Below are 15,599 nucleotides of genomic sequence, written 5' to 3' on the forward strand. Positions count from 1 at the left end.
GTCGCGGAGCCGAGGTGCACCGACCGGGTATGATGAAAGCGTTTTCGCACCCGTTCGGAGGCAGCCGTGCCGCATTCCCCGCTCCCCTTCTCCCAGACCGCGTTGCTGTTGGCCGATCAGGACCACGTGGCCGTGGCCACCAGGGAACTCAGCCCGGGCGCGGTCCTGGACCTGGCCGACACCCCCCTCGCCGAGCGCGGAACCCTGGAGGTGACCCAGGCGGTGCCGATGGGACACAAGCTCGCGGTCCGCGACGCCGCCCAGGGCGAGCAGGTCCGCAAGTACGGGCAGTCGATCGGGTTGGCGCTGAACCCGATCGCTGCCGGTCAGCACGTGCACTCCCACAACCTGGGCATGGACACCGCCGAGCGCGAGCACGAGTTCGGCACCGACCGGATCCGTCCGGAGGCGCCGGCGGACCTGCCCCGCACGTTCCTGGGCTACCACCGGCCCGACGGGCGCGTCGCCACCCGCAATTTCATCGGCGTCATCACCTCGGTGAACTGCTCGGTCTCGACCGCCAAGATGATCGCCGACCAGTTCCGCGGCATCGGTGCTCTCGAAGGGTACGAGAACATCGACGGCGTCATGGCGATCACCCACCAGAGCGGGTGCGGGCTGGTTACGGACTCCGAGGGCGGGCAGATGCTGCTGCGCACCCTGCGCGGGTATGCCAACCATCCCAACTTCGGTGGCCTGTTGGTGCTCGGACTCGGCTGCGAGATGATCCCGGTGGAGTCCCTGGCCGGAAACCTGGGGCTACCCACCGGGACCTACGTGGAGACGATGACCATCCAGGACATGGGCGGGATCCGCGCCACCGTGCGTGCCGGGGTGGAACGGATCCGGCAGATGCTGCCCGAGGTGAACAAGGTGCAGCGCGAACCCGCGGACGTATCCCACCTGACCCTGGGTCTGAACTGTGGCGGCTCGGACGGCTACTCCGGCATCACCGCGAACCCCGCGCTGGGGCTGGCCTCGGACATGCTGGTGGCCGCCGGCGGCACCTCGGTGCTGGCCGAGACCCCGGAGGTCTACGGGGCCGAGCACCTGCTCACCCGACGCGCGGTCTCCCCGGAGGTGGGCACCAAGCTCCTGGGCCGGATCGAGTGGTGGAAGAACTACACCGCTGCCGGTGCGGGCACCCTAGACAACAACCCCTCGCCGGGCAACAAGGCCGGCGGGCTGACCACCATCCTGGAGAAGTCCCTCGGTGCGGTGGCCAAGGGCGGCTCAGCGGAGATGACGGCGGTGTACGAGTACGCCGAACCGATCACCGACACCGGATTCACGTTCATGGACACCCCCGGCTACGACCCGGTCTCGGTGACCGGGTTGGTGGCCGGTGGTGCCACCGTGGTGTGTTTCACCACCGGACGCGGCTCGGTGCTGGGCTGCAAACCCACGCCGTCGATCAAACTGGCCACGAACACCGCCATGTACGAGCGCATGCACGAGGACATGGACATCAACTGCGGCGGGATCGTCGACGGCACCACCACCCTGGAGCAGAAGGGCCGGGAGATCTACGAGCAGATCATCGCGGTGGCCTCCGGGCAGCGGACCGTGAGCGAGGAACTGGACCTGGGTCAGGACGAGTTCATCCCGTGGCACGTCGGCGCGGTCACCTGAGGCCGATGGCGCCCCGGGGCTACCCGGTCGTCCGGTCCAGCAGCCACGCCACCTCCCGGCGCAGGAGTTCGCGCCGGTCCGCTCCGGCGTAAGCCGCCTCGTCATGGCCGAGGGCGTCGTAGACCACCCGCACGCCCTCGTGGGTGTGCACCCACACCAGCGCGTGTTCGGTGTCGTCGTGCCGGTGGGTGATGAGCACCCGGGCGGTGGGGGCCACCCGCAGGAAGCTGTACCGTTCGTCGCGGATGCGCAGTTCGCCCAAGCCGGTGCTGATCGGATGATCGGCATCGACCACCTGCACCACGTCCTCGGCCAACGGCGGATGCATCGAGACGCCCGTCACCCAGGCCCCGCCGAGCAACTCCGACCACCGAGCGGACTCATAGAAGGTGTTGGATCCGGTGTGCACCACCAGGGTGGGCCCGCCGGCTGCGGTGAAGTCGAGCACCGACCGGCGCAACGCGACCGGGTCGGACGCGGCGTCGTCGGCATCCGTGGTGGACCCGCCCCCCGCGTTCACCACCAGCAGGTCGACCCCGGCCAGGTCCACGTCCCCGGCGTCGCTGGGATAAATGTGCGCGGTGACGCCGTTCTCGGTCAGCAGCCGGGCCAGCGCGGCGGACGTCTGCTCGAACGGGTGCCACGGGTCGGCGTAGCGCCCGGCTCCGGAGATGATGACGGCGCGAGGAGAAGTCATGTCACGATCCTGCCAGAGACGCCACGGCCCAGCGCGACCCGGGTCGGTCGGCACGAGTCCAGGGGCGCCGTGGGTCGGCGCGCCCCTGTTCGGGAGCGCGAGTTCGGCGCTACCCTGGGTGGCGGTTCTTTGCCAGCGACGCCCTCGGCCCGTGCCGGGCATCGTTCCCATCCAGTGAGGAAGAGATACATCCCGCGTGACTGCTCACGCCACCGCAATCCGAGCCCAGACTCTGATCGTGGCCGGGACACCCGTAGCCGACTACTGCGACGGCACCTCGATGGACCCCGACCACTCCCCCCGGCCTTACCTGCACCCGATCCGCACTCTGGACGGGGTGGAGATGACCGAGGCCGAACCGGCCGATCACCCGCACCACTACGGGATGTCCAACGCGATCGCGGACGTGGACTCCAGCAACTACTGGGGCGGGCCCGGTTACGTGGAATCCCGCGGGTACCAGATGCTGCCCGACCAGGGTAGGCAGCAGGTCCTGCACACCCACGCCAGCACCACCACGATCGAGCAGCAGGTGCAGTGGCTGGACGCCGGGGGCACCCATCACCTCAGTGAGCAGCGGCATCTGCGCGCAGTGCATCTTCCCCAGGCCCAGGGTTGGGCGCTGCACTGGCACTCGGTGCTGCACGCCGACGCCACCGCCCTCGCACTGGGGTCGCCGGCCACCCTCGGGCGTATCGGAGCCGGGTACGGCGGGCTGTTCTGGCGGCTGTCGGACACCTCCTGGCCGACCACGGTCACCGTCGTCGACGGCGGCGGCACGACGCGGGCGCTCGGCTCGCGCAGTCCGTGGCTACTGGTGCAGCAGGAGCGCGAACGAGGCACCGTGAGCCTGCTGCTGGCCCAACCGGCGCCGACGCTGCCGTGGTTCGTGCGCACGCAAGGCTACGTGGGCGCCGGGCCTGCCGTGGCCTGGCGCGACCAGCGGCACCTCGGCTTCGGGCAGCACTACCGGATGAGCCTGGCCGCGGTCCTGACGGACCGGGCTATCACCCCAGATGAGGCGGCCGTGCTGGCCGCCGACCAGACCAGCATCCTGCAGGAGGACATGTGACCAGATCCGTCGCCGTCGTCGGTGCCCGGGGGTACGGACGTCAGCACCTCCGGGCGCTCAGCGCCCTGAGCGCCCAGGGCCTCACCGAGGTCGTGGCCGTGGTGGACACCCACGGGACCGAGGGGCTGCCGGACATCCCGGACTCGGCCGTCTCCCTCACCTCCCTCAATGACCTGCTCGACCGGACCGTGCCGGACATCGTGATGCTGGCCACTCCGATCCATACCCACGGTGCGCTGGCCGAGCAGGCGCTCCGCGCCGGATCGAACGTGCTGGTGGAGAAGCCCACCACCGCCACGTTGGCGGAGTTCCACGCTCTGGTACAGGTCGCAGATGAGACCGGCCTGGCCTGCCAGGTGGGATTCCAGTCCTTCGGGTCGCACGCCCTGCCCGAGATCGCCCGGCGCATCACCTCCGGCGAGATCGGCGAACTGCGCGGCATCGGCGGGGTGGGGACCTGGCTGCGCAGCACCGACTACTACGCCCGCGCACCGTGGGCCGGCAGGCGCCGGATGGATGGCCGCGAGGTGGTCGACGGAGTGGTGACCAACCCGTTGGCGCACGCGGTGGCCACCGGGCTGCGGATCGCCGGGGCACTGCGCGCCGACCACGTCGACGAGGTGGTGACCGACCTGTTCCGCGCGCACGACATCGAGGCCGATGACACCTCCGCTGTGCGTGTGCGCACTGTCAACGGACTCAGCCTCTGTTTCGGGCTGACCCTGACCGCACCCGGGCACTCCTCCCCGCGGGTGACCGTGTTCGGCAGCGAGGGGGAACTGGACTTCTCCTACACCGACGACACGCTGACCGTGCGCAACGGTTTCGACCCGGTGGGACTGACCTTCGGACGCACCGGTTTGCTGCACAACCTCTGTGATCACCTCAACTCCGGGGTCCCGTTGCTCTCCGACGTGCGTGAGACCGGAGCCTTCATGCGGGTGCTCGAGGCCGTCCGCACCGCGCCGGACCCGACCCCGATCGCCCCGGAGCACGTGACCTGGTTGGACGACGAGCACGGGTACCACCCGGTGGTCACCGACATCGAGGCCTGGTGCGAGCGCGTGGCGGTTCAGGGCCGCACGTTCACCGAGCTGGGCGCACCCTTCACCCAGCCGGCCACCACGTAAGCAGGGTCTGTCTCAGTCCGACCTGGTGTCGGCGAACCAGAGGACCGAGTCACCGTACCGGCGCACGTCCATAGGCGTCAGCGGCGGCGGCCAGTCCACGTCCGCGGCACGGGCCGCCCGCTCCAGCACCACCACCGCCCGAGCCGCCAACCAGTCCCGGGCGAGGGCCTCGAGCACGCCGTCCAGGTCCACCACGTCATAGGGCGGGTCGGCCAGCACCAGGTCGAATCCCTGCACCGGTGCCGACCGGCCCAGGTACCGCTCGACCGGGACGGTGATCACCTGCACCCGATCGGCCACGCCCAGGGTGCGAGCATTGGCGTGGCAGACGGCCGCTGCCGGGCGTGCGGACTCCACCATCACCACCTCGCGCGCGCCACGGCTGAGCGCCTCCAGGCCCAGCGCACCGGAGCCGGCATACAGGTCCAGGACCCGCGCGCCGTCCAGGGCGCCCAGATGCTCCAACCGGGAGAAGAGGGCTTCCCGGGCCCGGTCACTGGTGGGGCGGGTGCCCTGGGCGGGCACCCGTAACCGCCGCCCGCCGAACTCCCCTGCGATGATGCGCGACATCCTCACCCTCTCCGTTGCGCAGCCACGCCACCCTCGCCGCCGGGGCTCCGGTCCGGGGCGGGTAGGTAGCATGCGATCGACAGCGCCACCGCGGAGGTGGCCATCTGGATGAACAGCACCGTAGTGCCCGGACCGGTGGCCAGGGCCGCCACCAGTAGCGGGATCAGGCACAGCACCACCACATCGGGCCCCCGGGAGAACGCCGTGACCACGCCCGGGGCCATCGGGCCGGCCGGCCCGGGCACCAACGGCATCCCCCAGTCCGGAGGTTTGCGGTAGGCGGCCCGCAACACCCCTGCGGCCAGCGTGGGTGCGGCGACCAGGCCGAGCGGCACCCATTGCCAGTCCTCGTAGGCCAGCGCCCACCCGGTGGTCACCACCAGGCACCACAGAACCAGGACCAGCAACGGCCAGACCACCCGGACCCGGCGCACCATCGCCGCACCAAGCGGATAGGTGCGGTCCAGCACCGGCGCCACCTCCGCCAGCCTGGCGCCCTCCCCGGTGGCGAGCGCGGCCAGGTACCCGGCGATCACGAAGGCCACCACCGCCAGCGCCAGCGGGGCTCCGGCCACCAGCGGTACCAAGGCGACCGCCACCGCCATGCCCACCTGGATCAGATGCCGGGGGTTGCGCAGCATCGTGATCGCATCACCGGTGATGAGGGCCAGGACGGGCCCGCGTACCCCACCGAAGGTGGCCGACCTGCGCCGGGTCCGGGGCAGACCCGGCACCGACAGCGCCCGCCCCAGTTCCCTGGTGTCCAGGGAGAGCACCGACCCGGCCGCGGCCCCGGTCACGGCCCCGCGCTGGCGCAACTCGCTGCCACCCACCTGGGACAACCGGCGCCAACACCACCACAGGAGCAGCACCGCTGCCACGCCGAGGATGGCGGTGGCCGGCGGCAGGGCCCCGACCAGGTTCAACGGTGGGGGCCGCAGCAGCGCCGCGACCAGCGCGAGCACCGGTCCGGCGGCCACCAGGGCGTCCCCGGTCACCACCAGCGGGCGGACCCGCCGTGGCCGCTCGGCACCCAGCCGGATCTGCCCGGCGACGCAGACCAGCGCCGCCACGATGCCCGCGACCCCACCGGAGACCATGGACCAGGCCACCGACCGGAACAGGTCCCCGGGGTCCGCGAGCACCCCGACGACGGCCCCCAGAGCCGCTCCGAGGACCATGCCCGCCGCGGGCATGGCCAACAGCCGGGGGTGCAGCATCCCGGACCGGTCGGCGGGCATCGGCAGCCACCAGGTGGCGTGACCGGCCCCCATCGCCATCGGGCCCAACCGGGCGAACAGGCTGAGCACGACGCCGGCGGCCAGCGCCGCCGCGGCCAGAGCCAACCAGCCCGGTTCGATCAGGGCTGGTGCCTGGCCGGTATCGGCCTCCATTCCGAGCGCCTGCACGGCACCGATCACCACCAGCCAGGCGATCGCCCCGGCTACCAGGACGGAGTAGACCTCTCCGACCAGTTCACTGATCCGGCCACCACCGTGCGCCTCGGTGGCCTGACGGGTCAACCGCCGAAGGTCGACGCCGGACAGCGCGTCCTGGGGCGGCGGTGGCCACTGCCCACCCCCGAGGGCCTCGGTCCCGTCATTCACGGCGCCTCGGTTCACAGCGCCTCGATCGCCCGGGCACCGTCCTCCGGCGAGTGCCGGGTGACCCCGTCCTCGGTGAGCAGCACCGCCGCGGTAGCGGAGCGGCGCACCAGGACCGGGTCATGGGTGGCCATCACCACGCCACCACCGGCAGCCCGTTCGGCGACCAGGCGTTGCGCGAGGCGGTCCCGCATTCCCGAGTCCAGGCGCTGCTCCGGCTCGTCCAACAGGAGCAGTTTGCGCGGCCGCACGAACACCGCCGAGAGCAGCAGCCGGCGCCGTTGTCCCGAGGACAGCGCGGTGGGGATGGCGTGCTGACGGTCGGTCAGACCGAACTCCGCAACCAGGTCGGAGACCAGATCCGACACCCCCTTCACGCCGTGACCACGGGCGGTCAGCAGCAGGTGCTCGCGCACGGTCAGGGCCGGGAGATAGGAGTCCTCGTCGAGCAGCATCGCGGTGTAGGCCCGGAACCAGGCGGCGCGTTCGTCCACCGGGCGCCCGAAGGTCTGCACCGACCCGGCCAGCGGGGGCAGCAGCCCGGCCACCGCCCGCAGGAAGGTGGACTTGCCGGTGCCGTTCGCGCCGATCACCGCCAGCACCTGGCCGGGGGCGACCGAGACCGAGACCGGTGGGCAGACCCGGCTGGCCAGGTCCGCTCCGTACCCCAGGGTGAGGCCCTTGGTCCGTACCAGGGGGGTGGGATCAGGCACGGTCCAGGTACTCCTCGTGTTCGGGGTCGACCATCGTGGTGATCGCGGTCAGCAGTTCGGGATGATGCACCAGGTTAGGGTCCTGCTCGATCAGGGCCCGCGCGTCCTCGCGGGCCCGGGCGATGATGTCGCGGTCGGTGACCACCCGCAGCAGGCGCAGCGAGCGGGACCGGCCGGACTGTGCCGAGCCGAGCACATCACCCTCCCTGCGGGTCTTCAGGTCTTCTTCGGCCAGGACGAAACCGTCGTTGGTGCGTTCCAGGATCGCCAGGCGCTCGTGGGCCGGACTTCCCGGTTCGGCCGCCGTGACCAGCAAGCACAACCCCGGCTCGCTGCCGCGCCCGACCCGGCCCCGCAACTGGTGCAGCTGGGACAGCCCGAACCGCTCGGCGTCCAGGATCACCATCACGGTGGCCTCGGGCACGTCCACCCCGACCTCCACCACCGTGGTGGTGACCAACAACGGAGCGCGCCCGTCGGCGAAGGCAGCCATCACGACATCCTTCTCCTCCGCCGGCAACCGGCCGTGCAACATGCCCTGGCGGATCTGGGCCAACAACTCGTGCCGGGCGAGCATCTGCGCCACATCGGTGACGTTGCTCATCGGCACCGGAGCACCTGAGGGCCCGCCATCCGGGCCGGCTGCCCTCCCGGCCCGGCCGGAACGGGCCGCGGACGCAGCAGGGCCTGCGACGTCGTCATCGACCAGGTCGGTGCTCTCCTCGGCGGTGCCCGAGGAGATCCTCGGAGCGACCACGTAGGCACGGTTGCCGCGGTCGATCTCCTCGGCGATCTTGGTCCAGGCCCGGGCGAGCCATCGCTCGTTGGCTGCCGGAACGATGTGGGTGGTGACCGGCGCCCTCCCGGCGGGGATCTCGCGGAGTGTGGAGACCTCCACGTCGCCGAAGAACGTCATCGCGACCGACCGCGGGATCGGGGTGGCGGTCATGTACAACTGGTGTGGCACCACGTCGCTCTTGGCCCGCAGGGCCTCGCGCTGCTCCACCCCGAAGCGGTGCTGCTCATCGATCACCGTCAACCCCAGGTCGGCGAACTGGACCTGCTCCTGCAGGAGGGCGTGCGTGCCGATCACGATGCCGGCTGCCCCGGAGGCGATCTCGGCCAGGACCTGCCGGCGCCGAGCACCGGTGATCGACCCGGTCAGCAGCACGATGCGGGTTCCGGCGTCGTCGCCGTCGAGCAACCCGGCGCGCCCCAGCGGGCCGAGCAGGTCGGCGATCGAGCGGGCGTGCTGCTGGGCGAGCACCTCGGTGGGTGCCAGCAGCGCGGCCTGCCCGCCGGACTCGACCACCTGCAGCATTGCCCGCACGGCCACGACCGTCTTGCCCGAGCCGACCTCGCCCTGCAGCAGCCGTTGCATCGGGTGAGGGGCGGCCAGGTCGGCCGCGATCTCGGCCGCGACCTCGCGCTGGCCCTGGGTCAGCTCGAACGGCAACGCCGCGTCGAGGGCCTCGACCAGGCCGCCGGAGCGGCCCGGGCGCGCCCGGGCATCGTGGGCGGCGATATCGGCGCGCCGGCGGGCCAGCGCCGTCTGCAGTAGGAATGCTTCCTCGAACCGGAAGCGGTGCTGGGCCGCCTCGTACTCCGCCATCGTGGGCGGGTTGTGGATGGTCTCCAGGGCGGTGGCCAGCGGCATCAGGTTGCGGGCACGCAGCACCTCGGCCGGAATCGGGTCGTGCAAGCCGGCGCTGTCCAGGTGGGCCAGGGCCACCTCGATCGACGCGCGCACGAGGTCCAAGGGCACCTCGGCGGTGGCGGGATAGACCGGGCGGAGCTCCCACCGCTTCGGCTGACGCTGCCCGGTCTCCAGTTCGGCAAGGTCGGCATGCAGGTTCCGCACGTCCTCGGTCAGTGCCTCATCCGGATCGATCGGGGCGTAGGTGACGTTCTTGAACTGGATCCGCCCGCCACGCCAGTCCACATCACCGGACAGTTCCACCCGGCTACCGGGCGGGATCGCCTTGCGGAGGGCGAACTCCATTCCCTTGCCCCGTCCGAAGAAGACCGCATCGGCGGTCTCGACCCCATCGGTGACCACGAGCGTGGTCAGGTGCAGGCCGTACCGACGGGTGGGCCTGCTGTGGATCTGCTGCACCTCGACGATCACGGTGCCGTACTCCCCCGGCGTCACCTCGGCCAGGGACGAGTAGTGCGATACCGGGATGATCTTGCGCGGGAAGTGATACAGCAGGTCCGGCAGGGAGTGGATGCCCAACGAGGCGAGACGCTCCGCGGCGCGCCCGACCACGCGTTCGAGGGCCCTGCCCGGGCTGACCTGTCCCGGCATACCTGAGCCTCCTCGTGGATGTGCTGGGCTGGCGCCATGCTATCGGCGCCCACCGACCGATCGGCGCCCACCGACGTCGCAGGCATCCCTCTCCCTGCGCCGTGGGTAGCGGGTGACGGCGCTAGGTGAAGGTGACCATTCTCACCCACGCACCCGCTCCGGATGGCGTTGTGACCCGGCCCCCGGCCCGGTATCCTGTACCGGTTGCCCGAATGGGCGCGCGGGCCCCCGGGAACATCCGATGGCCTGCCGATATCAGGCCTGTCGCCGATGAGTAGGTGACGAGCACACGACCAACCAAGGAGATTCCCGTGGCTGCCACGTGCGACGTCTGCGCCAAGTCACCGAGCTTCGGCCACTCCATTTCGCACTCCCACCGCCGGACCAAGCGGCGCTGGAACCCGAACATTCAGAAGGTGCGCACCGTCCAGAACGGCACCCCGAAGCGGCTGAACGTGTGCACGTCCTGCCTCAAGGCCGGCAAGGTCGTCCGCGCGGTCTGAGTCCCGCCCTCGAGGTGCCGCGAGCGTCCTGAGTTCTCGGCCGCGCGCACCTTCTCGCCGAAGCCGTCCACCTGCGGGTGGGCGGCTTCGTCGCGTCCGTGGGCGGGCCCGCTGAGTCCGGGCGTCTCGAACGCTGACTACCCGGCGGCTACTGCTCGAACGCTGACTACTCGGCGGTGAGGCTCGGATACTCAGCCGGTGACTGCTCAGCGGCGCACGTAGTCGACCAACTGATCGCGTTCGGCCTGCAGTTCGTCGATGCGATGCTTGACGATGTCACCGATGGAGACCAGGGCCTTGAGCCGGCCCTCGACCACGACCGGGAGGTGGCGAACACGCCGCTCGGTCATCACCCGGGCGAGCGACTCCAGATCGTCCTCGGGCAGGCAGGTGGCCACCTCGGCGGTCATCAACGCACTCACCTGGGCCTCCAGCACCGACTCCCCGTCGCGATGCAACGCACGCACCACATCCCGCTCGGAGACGATCCCGACCAAGGTTGCGCCCTCATCCTCGGAGACCACGGCCGCCCCGATCCCGTTCTCCTCCAGCACCCTGAGCAGGTCGCGCACGGTGGCGTCGGGCCGGATGGTGATCACGGCCGCGCCCTTACGACGGATTACCTCTGAGATACGCATACCACACGATATCTCACTGTGAGCAGAATCACACCTGAACATCCTGCCCATGTCTCAGCGCCCGAAGTGATCCCACCCCTCGGTGCCCGGTGGCAGGGCGTCCCCGCCCCAGCGCACACCCGGTGCGACGCCCGGCGGCACCGCCTGCACCCGCCCGATCGGGCGAAACTGCTCGGGAAGGGCCCACGACGACGCAGCGCCCTCGCCGCGCGGATGCGCGGACGGGGTGCGCACCGGTGGTGAGGACGAACTCCCCCGCTTGCGCGCTGCCGCCGGCGCGAATGTGGCCAGTGCCCCGTGGTCCTCACCGCCGCCGAGCACCCAGGCCGTCGCGTCGGCACCGACCTGCGCGGCGACCGGGGCCAGTGCTGCGATATCGGCGGCCAACGCGGCCGGGTCCAGATCCACCAGCACCCCGGAGGCCACGGCAATCCGGCCGGCATCCCGGGCCAGCCCGTCAGAGATATCCATCAATGCGTGCGCGCCCGCGCGTGCCGCAGCCGGACCGGCACCCAGGGGCGGGGTCGGGCGCAGGAAGGCTCCCACCAGATCGGCAGGCTCCGCCCGCCTGGCTTCCAACAGCGCCAGCCCGGCCCTGGCGTGGCCCAGGACACCGCTCACGGCGACCACATCACCGGGGCGGGCTCCACTGCGCAGCACCGGCTCGCCGTCGTCGATCACACCGAAGGCGGTGACCGCGACCACGATCTGATCCCCGCTGGTCAGGTCCCCACCGACCACCCCGACGTGATGCGGTGCGCACGCCTGGGCGAACCCTTCGGCCAGGTCCTCAACCCAACGCACCGGAACGTGCCCGGGCAGTACCAGTGCCATCACCAAGGAGGTGGGCACCGCCCCCATGGCGGCCACGTCGGCCAGGTTCTGCATCGCCGCACGCCAGCCCAGGTCGGCGCCGGTGCCCCAGCCCAGCCGGAAGTGGCGGTCCTGCACAAGGACGTCGGTGGTGACCACCTGCGGTGCTGCGGACCCGGCCAGGACGGCCGCGTCGTCGCCGGGGCCCACCAGAGTGGTCCGCCCGCGGGGCAGCCGCGGGAGGATCCGGGCGAGCAGATCGGCCTCGCTGATCTCACCCACGCGCATCCGACCAGGGTATCGCCCGCCGTGATCCGGACCAGCAAGTGCGCCGCTGGTCACCGATACGGTGGGGACATGGGTGTGCTGCGGCGAATACTGGGTGTCACCGGTGGGCTGGCGGCCGGTGCGGTGGTGCTGGCCGGATGCACACCGGCGGCAACCGTGGCACCGGGCCCGCACGCCTCGGACCCGATGTGCGCCGAGGTGCTGCGCGCCACCCCGCAGGAGTTGGGCGGGCTGGAACGGCGCTCGACCACCTCCCAGTCCACCCGCGCCTGGGGCGACCCGCCGATCACGCTGCGCTGCGGGGTGGAGGTGCTGGGCCCCACCACCGAGCACTGCGTCACCATCACCAGCCCGGACGGGCCTACCGTGGACTGGGTGATGCGCGAACCCGAGGACGGGCAGGCCGACGTCCTCACCCTCACCACGTTCGGGCGCTCACCCGCGGTGGAGGTGCAGGTACCGCAACAATGGGAGGGGCAGGGACACGACGCGATCCTGTCCGACCTGGCGCCGGCGATCACGCTGGTACCCCAGACCCGGGAGTGCCTGAGCCTGGAGGAGGACCCGCTGTGAGTGGCGGTGCGAGCGCGCCGGACCCGTCGTGGCCGCGACGTGAGTGGAGGGACGGGACGTGACCATGATGCGACGACGGGTGCCGGCGGTGTGTTCGGCCATCGTGCTGGCGGTGGCCGTCGGTGTGATCGCCGCCGGGACCAACCCTGAGGCCTACCTGCTCACGCTGGCCGTCGTGGCGGCCGTGCTCGCGGTCCCGTTGACGGTGCTGGGTTGGATCCTGTTCGGCTCCGCGCCGACCGGCGGCGTTGTCGGTACGCGTGCCACGGGCGCGGGCTCGGCCAAGGGTGCTGCACGTGGCACCGGTACCCGGCCCGGAGGTGGGCCACGCGGTTCGGCCGACGACCCGGGCTGGAGCGACCGGGCCACCGCGGCAGCGTGGCGCGACACCGTGGTTGCCACGAGCGTGGTCCTGGTGGTGGTGGCCTTCCTCGGGGTCCAGTGGCGCACCAGCTACGTGCTGCTGGGGGTGGTGGTGCTGGCCCTGCTGGCCCAGGGGGTGCGTCAGGTGCAGGTCGGCCGACAGCGGGGCTGACCGGCGATCGCTCAGCGAAGCCCGACCGGGCGCTGCAGGGCGAGGTCGAGCAGTTCGGTGATCAACTCGGTGTAGGTCATCCCGGAGCGCTGCCAGAGCATCGGGAACATCGAAAACGGGGTGAACCCGGGCATGGTGTTGATCTCGTTGACCAACAACGTCCCCTCGGTGGTGTAGAAGAAGTCCACCCGGGCCAGGCCCTCGCATCCCAGCGCCTCATAGGTGCGCACGGCCAGGTCCCGCGCCTGATCCACCACGTCCTGGGGCACGTCGGCGGGGAAGACGAGTTCCGCACCGCCCGGGTCGAAGTACTTGGTCTCGAAGTCGTAGAACCCTTCGCCGGAACCCACCACGATCTCCCCGGGCACGGTGGTGCGCGGCGGGCCACCATCGCGTCCGCCCAGTACCGCGCACTCGATCTCCCGGCCGGCGATCGCCGCCTCGATCAATACCTTGGGGTCACTGGCCTGGGCCAGCGTGATCGCCTCGGCCAGCCCCTGGGGTCCCTCGACCTTCGACACCCCCACGCTCGACCCGGCCCGGGCAGGTTTGACGAACACCGGCCAGCCCAGCTCCCCCGCGGCGGCGGTCACGTCCTCGGGGTGCTCGGCCCATCGCCGCGGGGTGAGGGTCAGCCACGGTCCCACCGGCAGGCCGGAGTCGCGCAGCACCACCTTCATGTAGTGCTTGTCCATCCCCACCGCCGAGGCCAGGACACCCGAGCCGACGTAGGGCAGGCCGGCCAGTTCCAGCAGACCCTGCACGGTGCCGTCCTCCCCGAACGGGCCGTGCAGGAGCGGGAACACCACATCGACGGCGGCCAGTTCCCTGGGCACCTGACCCGAACCCGTCACGGTCAGCCCCTGCGTGCCGTCCCCCAGCGGGAGCGTGACCAGTCCGTGCTCGGCCCCCACCACCGGGCCGCGCGGCGCGCCCGCCCCGGGGGCCTGCGAGCCCGTCTCGGCACCGGCATCACCGGAGTTGTCGTCTCCGGCCTTGCCCGCACCGGGGTTGTCGCCACCGGGCACCGCCGCATCGGTGGCGGGCTGACCGGTGCCACCGGAGTCGAGCGCCCACCGCTGCGGATCATCAGCGGCCAACACCCACTCCCCCTTGGGTGAGATCCCGATCGGCACCACCTCGAAACGGTCCCGATCGATCGCGCCCAGCACCCCCGCAGCGGTCGCACAACTGATCGCATGCTCGCTACTGGCGCCCCCGAAGACCACGGCCACTCGAATCCTGGAATCACTCATCACCGTTGAGCGTAATACCCTTCGACACTCTTAGTCTGGCCCGATGGACAACGACACGCCCGCCCGCCCCGGTTCCGGCTGGCGCCCCGAGACCCAGGTGGTCGCAGCCGGCCGGCCGGCACGCCTGGAGGAGGCGCCGGTGAACCCCCCGGTGGTGCTGTCCTCCACCTACCTCAGCACCGCCGCGCAACTCGGGTCCGGTCAGCGGGTCTACACCCGCCACGGCACCGAGACATGGGAGCCGCTGGAGGAGGCACTCGCCCTCCTCGAGGGCGCCGCCGAACCCGCTGTGGTGTTCTCCTCCGGGATGGGCGCGATCGACGCCGCGCTGAACCTGGTGGCCCCGGGCGGGCACCTGGTGCTGCCAATCCACGCCTACAACGCCACCATCGAGGCGGGTCAGGACCTCACCCGGCGCAGCCGGGTGCGGGTGCATCAGGTTCCGATTGCGCGGACCGAGGCAGTGCTCGCGGTGCTGCGGGAGGCGGCCGACGACGACGCCACCACCACCCCGGCCGACCGGGGCCCCGGGGCGCCGGTGGTGCTGTGGGTGGAGTCTCCGACGAACCCGATGCTGGAGGTGGCCGACCTACCGGTGCTGATCGAGGGCGCCCACACGCTGGGCGCCCTGGTGGTGGTGGACAACACCTTCGCCACGCCGTTGGGGCAGCGGCCCCTCGCCCACGGGGCCGATGTGGTGGTCCACTCGGTCACCAAGCACCTGGCCGGCCACTCCGACGTGCTGATCGGGGCGGCACTGAGCAACAACGCGGACATCGCCACGGCCATCCGTGCCCGCCGCACCCTCGGCGGGGCGATTCCCGGGCCGTGGGAGGCCTGGCTGGCCCTGCGTGGCTTGCGCACCCTGGCGCTGCGGCTGGAGCGCGCCAGCTCGAACGCAGCCGAACTGGCGGCCCGGCTGGAAGGTCATGAGCACGTGGTCGAGGTGGGCTACCCGGGGCTGGCCTCCCACCCCCAGCATCAGCGCGCCGCCGCGCAACTGGACACCTTCGGGTCGGTCATCACGGTGCGCCCGCGCGGTGGCCGGGCGGGGGCACAGGCGCTGGTGGAGTCGGTGCGGCTGTGGATGCCCGGGACCAGCCTGGGCGGGGTGGAGTCGCTGCTGGAGCGCCGTCGCCGCATCCCCACCGAGCCCGACGGGGTGCCGGAGGACCTGGTGCGCCTGAGCGTGGGTATCGAGAACGTCGAGGATCTCGCTGCCGACCTGTTCCAGGCTCTGGCCGTCGCCGCCGCGCAGGACGGCTGA

Annotated in this window: 15 protein-coding genes; 7 read left to right on the top strand and 8 right to left on the bottom strand. The window is 71.4% G+C overall.

The window, feature by feature from the left end:
• The first annotated feature begins 66 nt into the window (after positions 1-66).
• Positions 67-1,632, top strand: coding sequence for a UxaA family hydrolase (locus ACO0LU_RS14155; protein ID WP_424791989.1), 1,566 nt, complete (start codon positions 67-69; stop codon positions 1,630-1,632).
• Between the two features lie 19 nt (positions 1,633-1,651).
• Here ACO0LU_RS14155 and ACO0LU_RS14160 read toward each other — a convergent pair whose 3' ends face one another.
• Positions 1,652-2,329, bottom strand: a complete 678-nt coding sequence (locus ACO0LU_RS14160) for a ThuA domain-containing protein (protein WP_424791990.1) — start codon at positions 2,327-2,329, stop codon at positions 1,652-1,654.
• Positions 2,330-2,525: 196 nt separating this feature from the next.
• Here ACO0LU_RS14160 and ACO0LU_RS14165 point away from each other — a divergent pair, with 196 nt between their 5' ends.
• Both ACO0LU_RS14165 and ACO0LU_RS14170 read left to right on the top strand, forming a co-directional pair.
• Positions 2,526-3,401, top strand: coding sequence for a PmoA family protein (locus tag ACO0LU_RS14165; protein WP_424791991.1), 876 nt, complete (start codon positions 2,526-2,528; stop codon positions 3,399-3,401).
• A complete protein-coding gene (locus ACO0LU_RS14170) occupies positions 3,398-4,531 on the top strand; it encodes a Gfo/Idh/MocA family protein (protein WP_424791992.1) in 1,134 nt (377 codons plus the stop codon). The genes ACO0LU_RS14165 and ACO0LU_RS14170 overlap by 4 nt, the downstream gene beginning before the upstream one ends.
• A 12-nt stretch (positions 4,532-4,543) precedes the next feature.
• On the opposite strand, the gene rsmD is transcribed toward ACO0LU_RS14170, so the two are convergent.
• Genes rsmD through ACO0LU_RS14190 form a run of 4 tightly spaced genes read right to left on the bottom strand, consistent with a single transcriptional unit; the run spans position 4,544 to position 9,726 of the window.
• Complete coding sequence (rsmD, locus tag ACO0LU_RS14175) at positions 4,544-5,101, bottom strand: 16S rRNA (guanine(966)-N(2))-methyltransferase RsmD (protein ID WP_424791993.1); 558 nt, start codon at positions 5,099-5,101, stop codon at positions 4,544-4,546.
• 2 nt (positions 5,102-5,103) lie between these two features.
• The gene (locus ACO0LU_RS14180; protein ID WP_424791994.1) at positions 5,104-6,708 is read right to left on the bottom strand and encodes a DUF6297 family protein; all 1,605 of its coding nucleotides are present in this window, start codon (positions 6,706-6,708) and stop codon (positions 5,104-5,106) included.
• 11 nt (positions 6,709-6,719) lie between these two features.
• The gene (locus tag ACO0LU_RS14185) at positions 6,720-7,418 is read right to left on the bottom strand and encodes an ABC transporter ATP-binding protein (RefSeq protein ID WP_424791995.1); all 699 of its coding nucleotides are present in this window, start codon (positions 7,416-7,418) and stop codon (positions 6,720-6,722) included.
• Positions 7,411-9,726, bottom strand: a complete 2,316-nt coding sequence (locus tag ACO0LU_RS14190) for an ATP-dependent DNA helicase RecG (RefSeq protein WP_424791996.1) — start codon at positions 9,724-9,726, stop codon at positions 7,411-7,413. Before ACO0LU_RS14190 ends, ACO0LU_RS14185 begins: the two co-directional genes overlap by 8 nt.
• A 311-nt stretch (positions 9,727-10,037) precedes the next feature.
• On the opposite strand from ACO0LU_RS14190, the gene rpmB reads away from it, so the two are divergent.
• Positions 10,038-10,229: a 50S ribosomal protein L28 gene (gene rpmB, locus ACO0LU_RS14195; RefSeq protein WP_424788833.1), complete on the top strand. Its 192-nt coding sequence runs from the start codon at positions 10,038-10,040 to the stop codon at positions 10,227-10,229.
• Between the two features lie 206 nt (positions 10,230-10,435).
• On the opposite strand, the gene ACO0LU_RS14200 is transcribed toward rpmB, so the two are convergent.
• Positions 10,436-10,867 carry a CBS domain-containing protein gene (locus tag ACO0LU_RS14200; RefSeq protein ID WP_424791997.1) on the bottom strand — a complete coding sequence of 144 codons (432 nt, stop codon included), beginning with the start codon at positions 10,865-10,867 and terminating at the stop codon, positions 10,436-10,438.
• 54 nt (positions 10,868-10,921) lie between these two features.
• A complete protein-coding gene (thiL, locus tag ACO0LU_RS14205; protein ID WP_424791998.1) occupies positions 10,922-11,968 on the bottom strand; it encodes a thiamine-phosphate kinase in 1,047 nt (348 codons plus the stop codon).
• 69 nt (positions 11,969-12,037) lie between these two features.
• On the opposite strand from thiL, the gene ACO0LU_RS14210 reads away from it, so the two are divergent.
• Together ACO0LU_RS14210 and ACO0LU_RS14215 are read left to right on the top strand one after the other, a co-directional pair.
• On the top strand, positions 12,038-12,541 hold the full coding sequence (locus ACO0LU_RS14210) for a DUF3515 domain-containing protein (protein ID WP_424791999.1): 504 nt from the start codon (positions 12,038-12,040) through the stop codon (positions 12,539-12,541).
• A gap of 64 nt (positions 12,542-12,605) precedes the next feature.
• A complete protein-coding gene (locus ACO0LU_RS14215; protein WP_424792000.1) occupies positions 12,606-13,076 on the top strand; it encodes a hypothetical protein in 471 nt (156 codons plus the stop codon).
• An 11-nt stretch (positions 13,077-13,087) separates the two neighbouring features.
• Here ACO0LU_RS14215 and ACO0LU_RS14220 read toward each other — a convergent pair whose 3' ends face one another.
• Entirely contained in the window at positions 13,088-14,332 is a 1,245-nt protein-coding gene (locus ACO0LU_RS14220; protein ID WP_424792001.1) for a D-alanine--D-alanine ligase family protein, read from the bottom strand.
• A 43-nt stretch (positions 14,333-14,375) separates the two neighbouring features.
• On the opposite strand from ACO0LU_RS14220, the gene ACO0LU_RS14225 reads away from it, so the two are divergent.
• The gene (locus tag ACO0LU_RS14225; protein ID WP_424792002.1) at positions 14,376-15,599 is read left to right on the top strand and encodes a trans-sulfuration enzyme family protein; all 1,224 of its coding nucleotides are present in this window, start codon (positions 14,376-14,378) and stop codon (positions 15,597-15,599) included.

The organism is Pseudactinotalea sp. Z1748 (assembly GCF_049725185.1).
In the GTDB taxonomy this organism is placed as follows: Bacteria; Actinomycetota; Actinomycetes; order Actinomycetales; family Beutenbergiaceae; genus CALKWS01.

Bases quoted from the DNA above. Each gene is read 5' to 3' on its own strand.
- ACO0LU_RS14200 (WP_424791997.1), bottom strand. From the start codon at position 10,867: ATGCGTATCTCAGAGGTAATCCGTCGTAAGGGCGCGGCCGTGATCACC.
- thiL (WP_424791998.1), bottom strand. From the start codon at position 11,968: ATGCGCGTGGGTGAGATCAGCGAGGCCGATCTGCTCGCCCGGATCCTC.
- ACO0LU_RS14215 (WP_424792000.1), top strand. From the start codon at position 12,606: ATGATGCGACGACGGGTGCCGGCGGTGTGTTCGGCCATCGTGCTGGCG.
- rsmD (WP_424791993.1), bottom strand. From the start codon at position 5,101: ATGTCGCGCATCATCGCAGGGGAGTTCGGCGGGCGGCGGTTACGGGTG.
- ACO0LU_RS14220 (WP_424792001.1), bottom strand. From the start codon at position 14,332: ATGAGTGATTCCAGGATTCGAGTGGCCGTGGTCTTCGGGGGCGCCAGT.
- ACO0LU_RS14190 (WP_424791996.1), bottom strand. From the start codon at position 9,726: ATGCCGGGACAGGTCAGCCCGGGCAGGGCCCTCGAACGCGTGGTCGGG.
- ACO0LU_RS14225 (WP_424792002.1), top strand. From the start codon at position 14,376: ATGGACAACGACACGCCCGCCCGCCCCGGTTCCGGCTGGCGCCCCGAG.
- ACO0LU_RS14210 (WP_424791999.1), top strand. From the start codon at position 12,038: ATGGGTGTGCTGCGGCGAATACTGGGTGTCACCGGTGGGCTGGCGGCC.
- ACO0LU_RS14160 (WP_424791990.1), bottom strand. From the start codon at position 2,329: ATGACTTCTCCTCGCGCCGTCATCATCTCCGGAGCCGGGCGCTACGCC.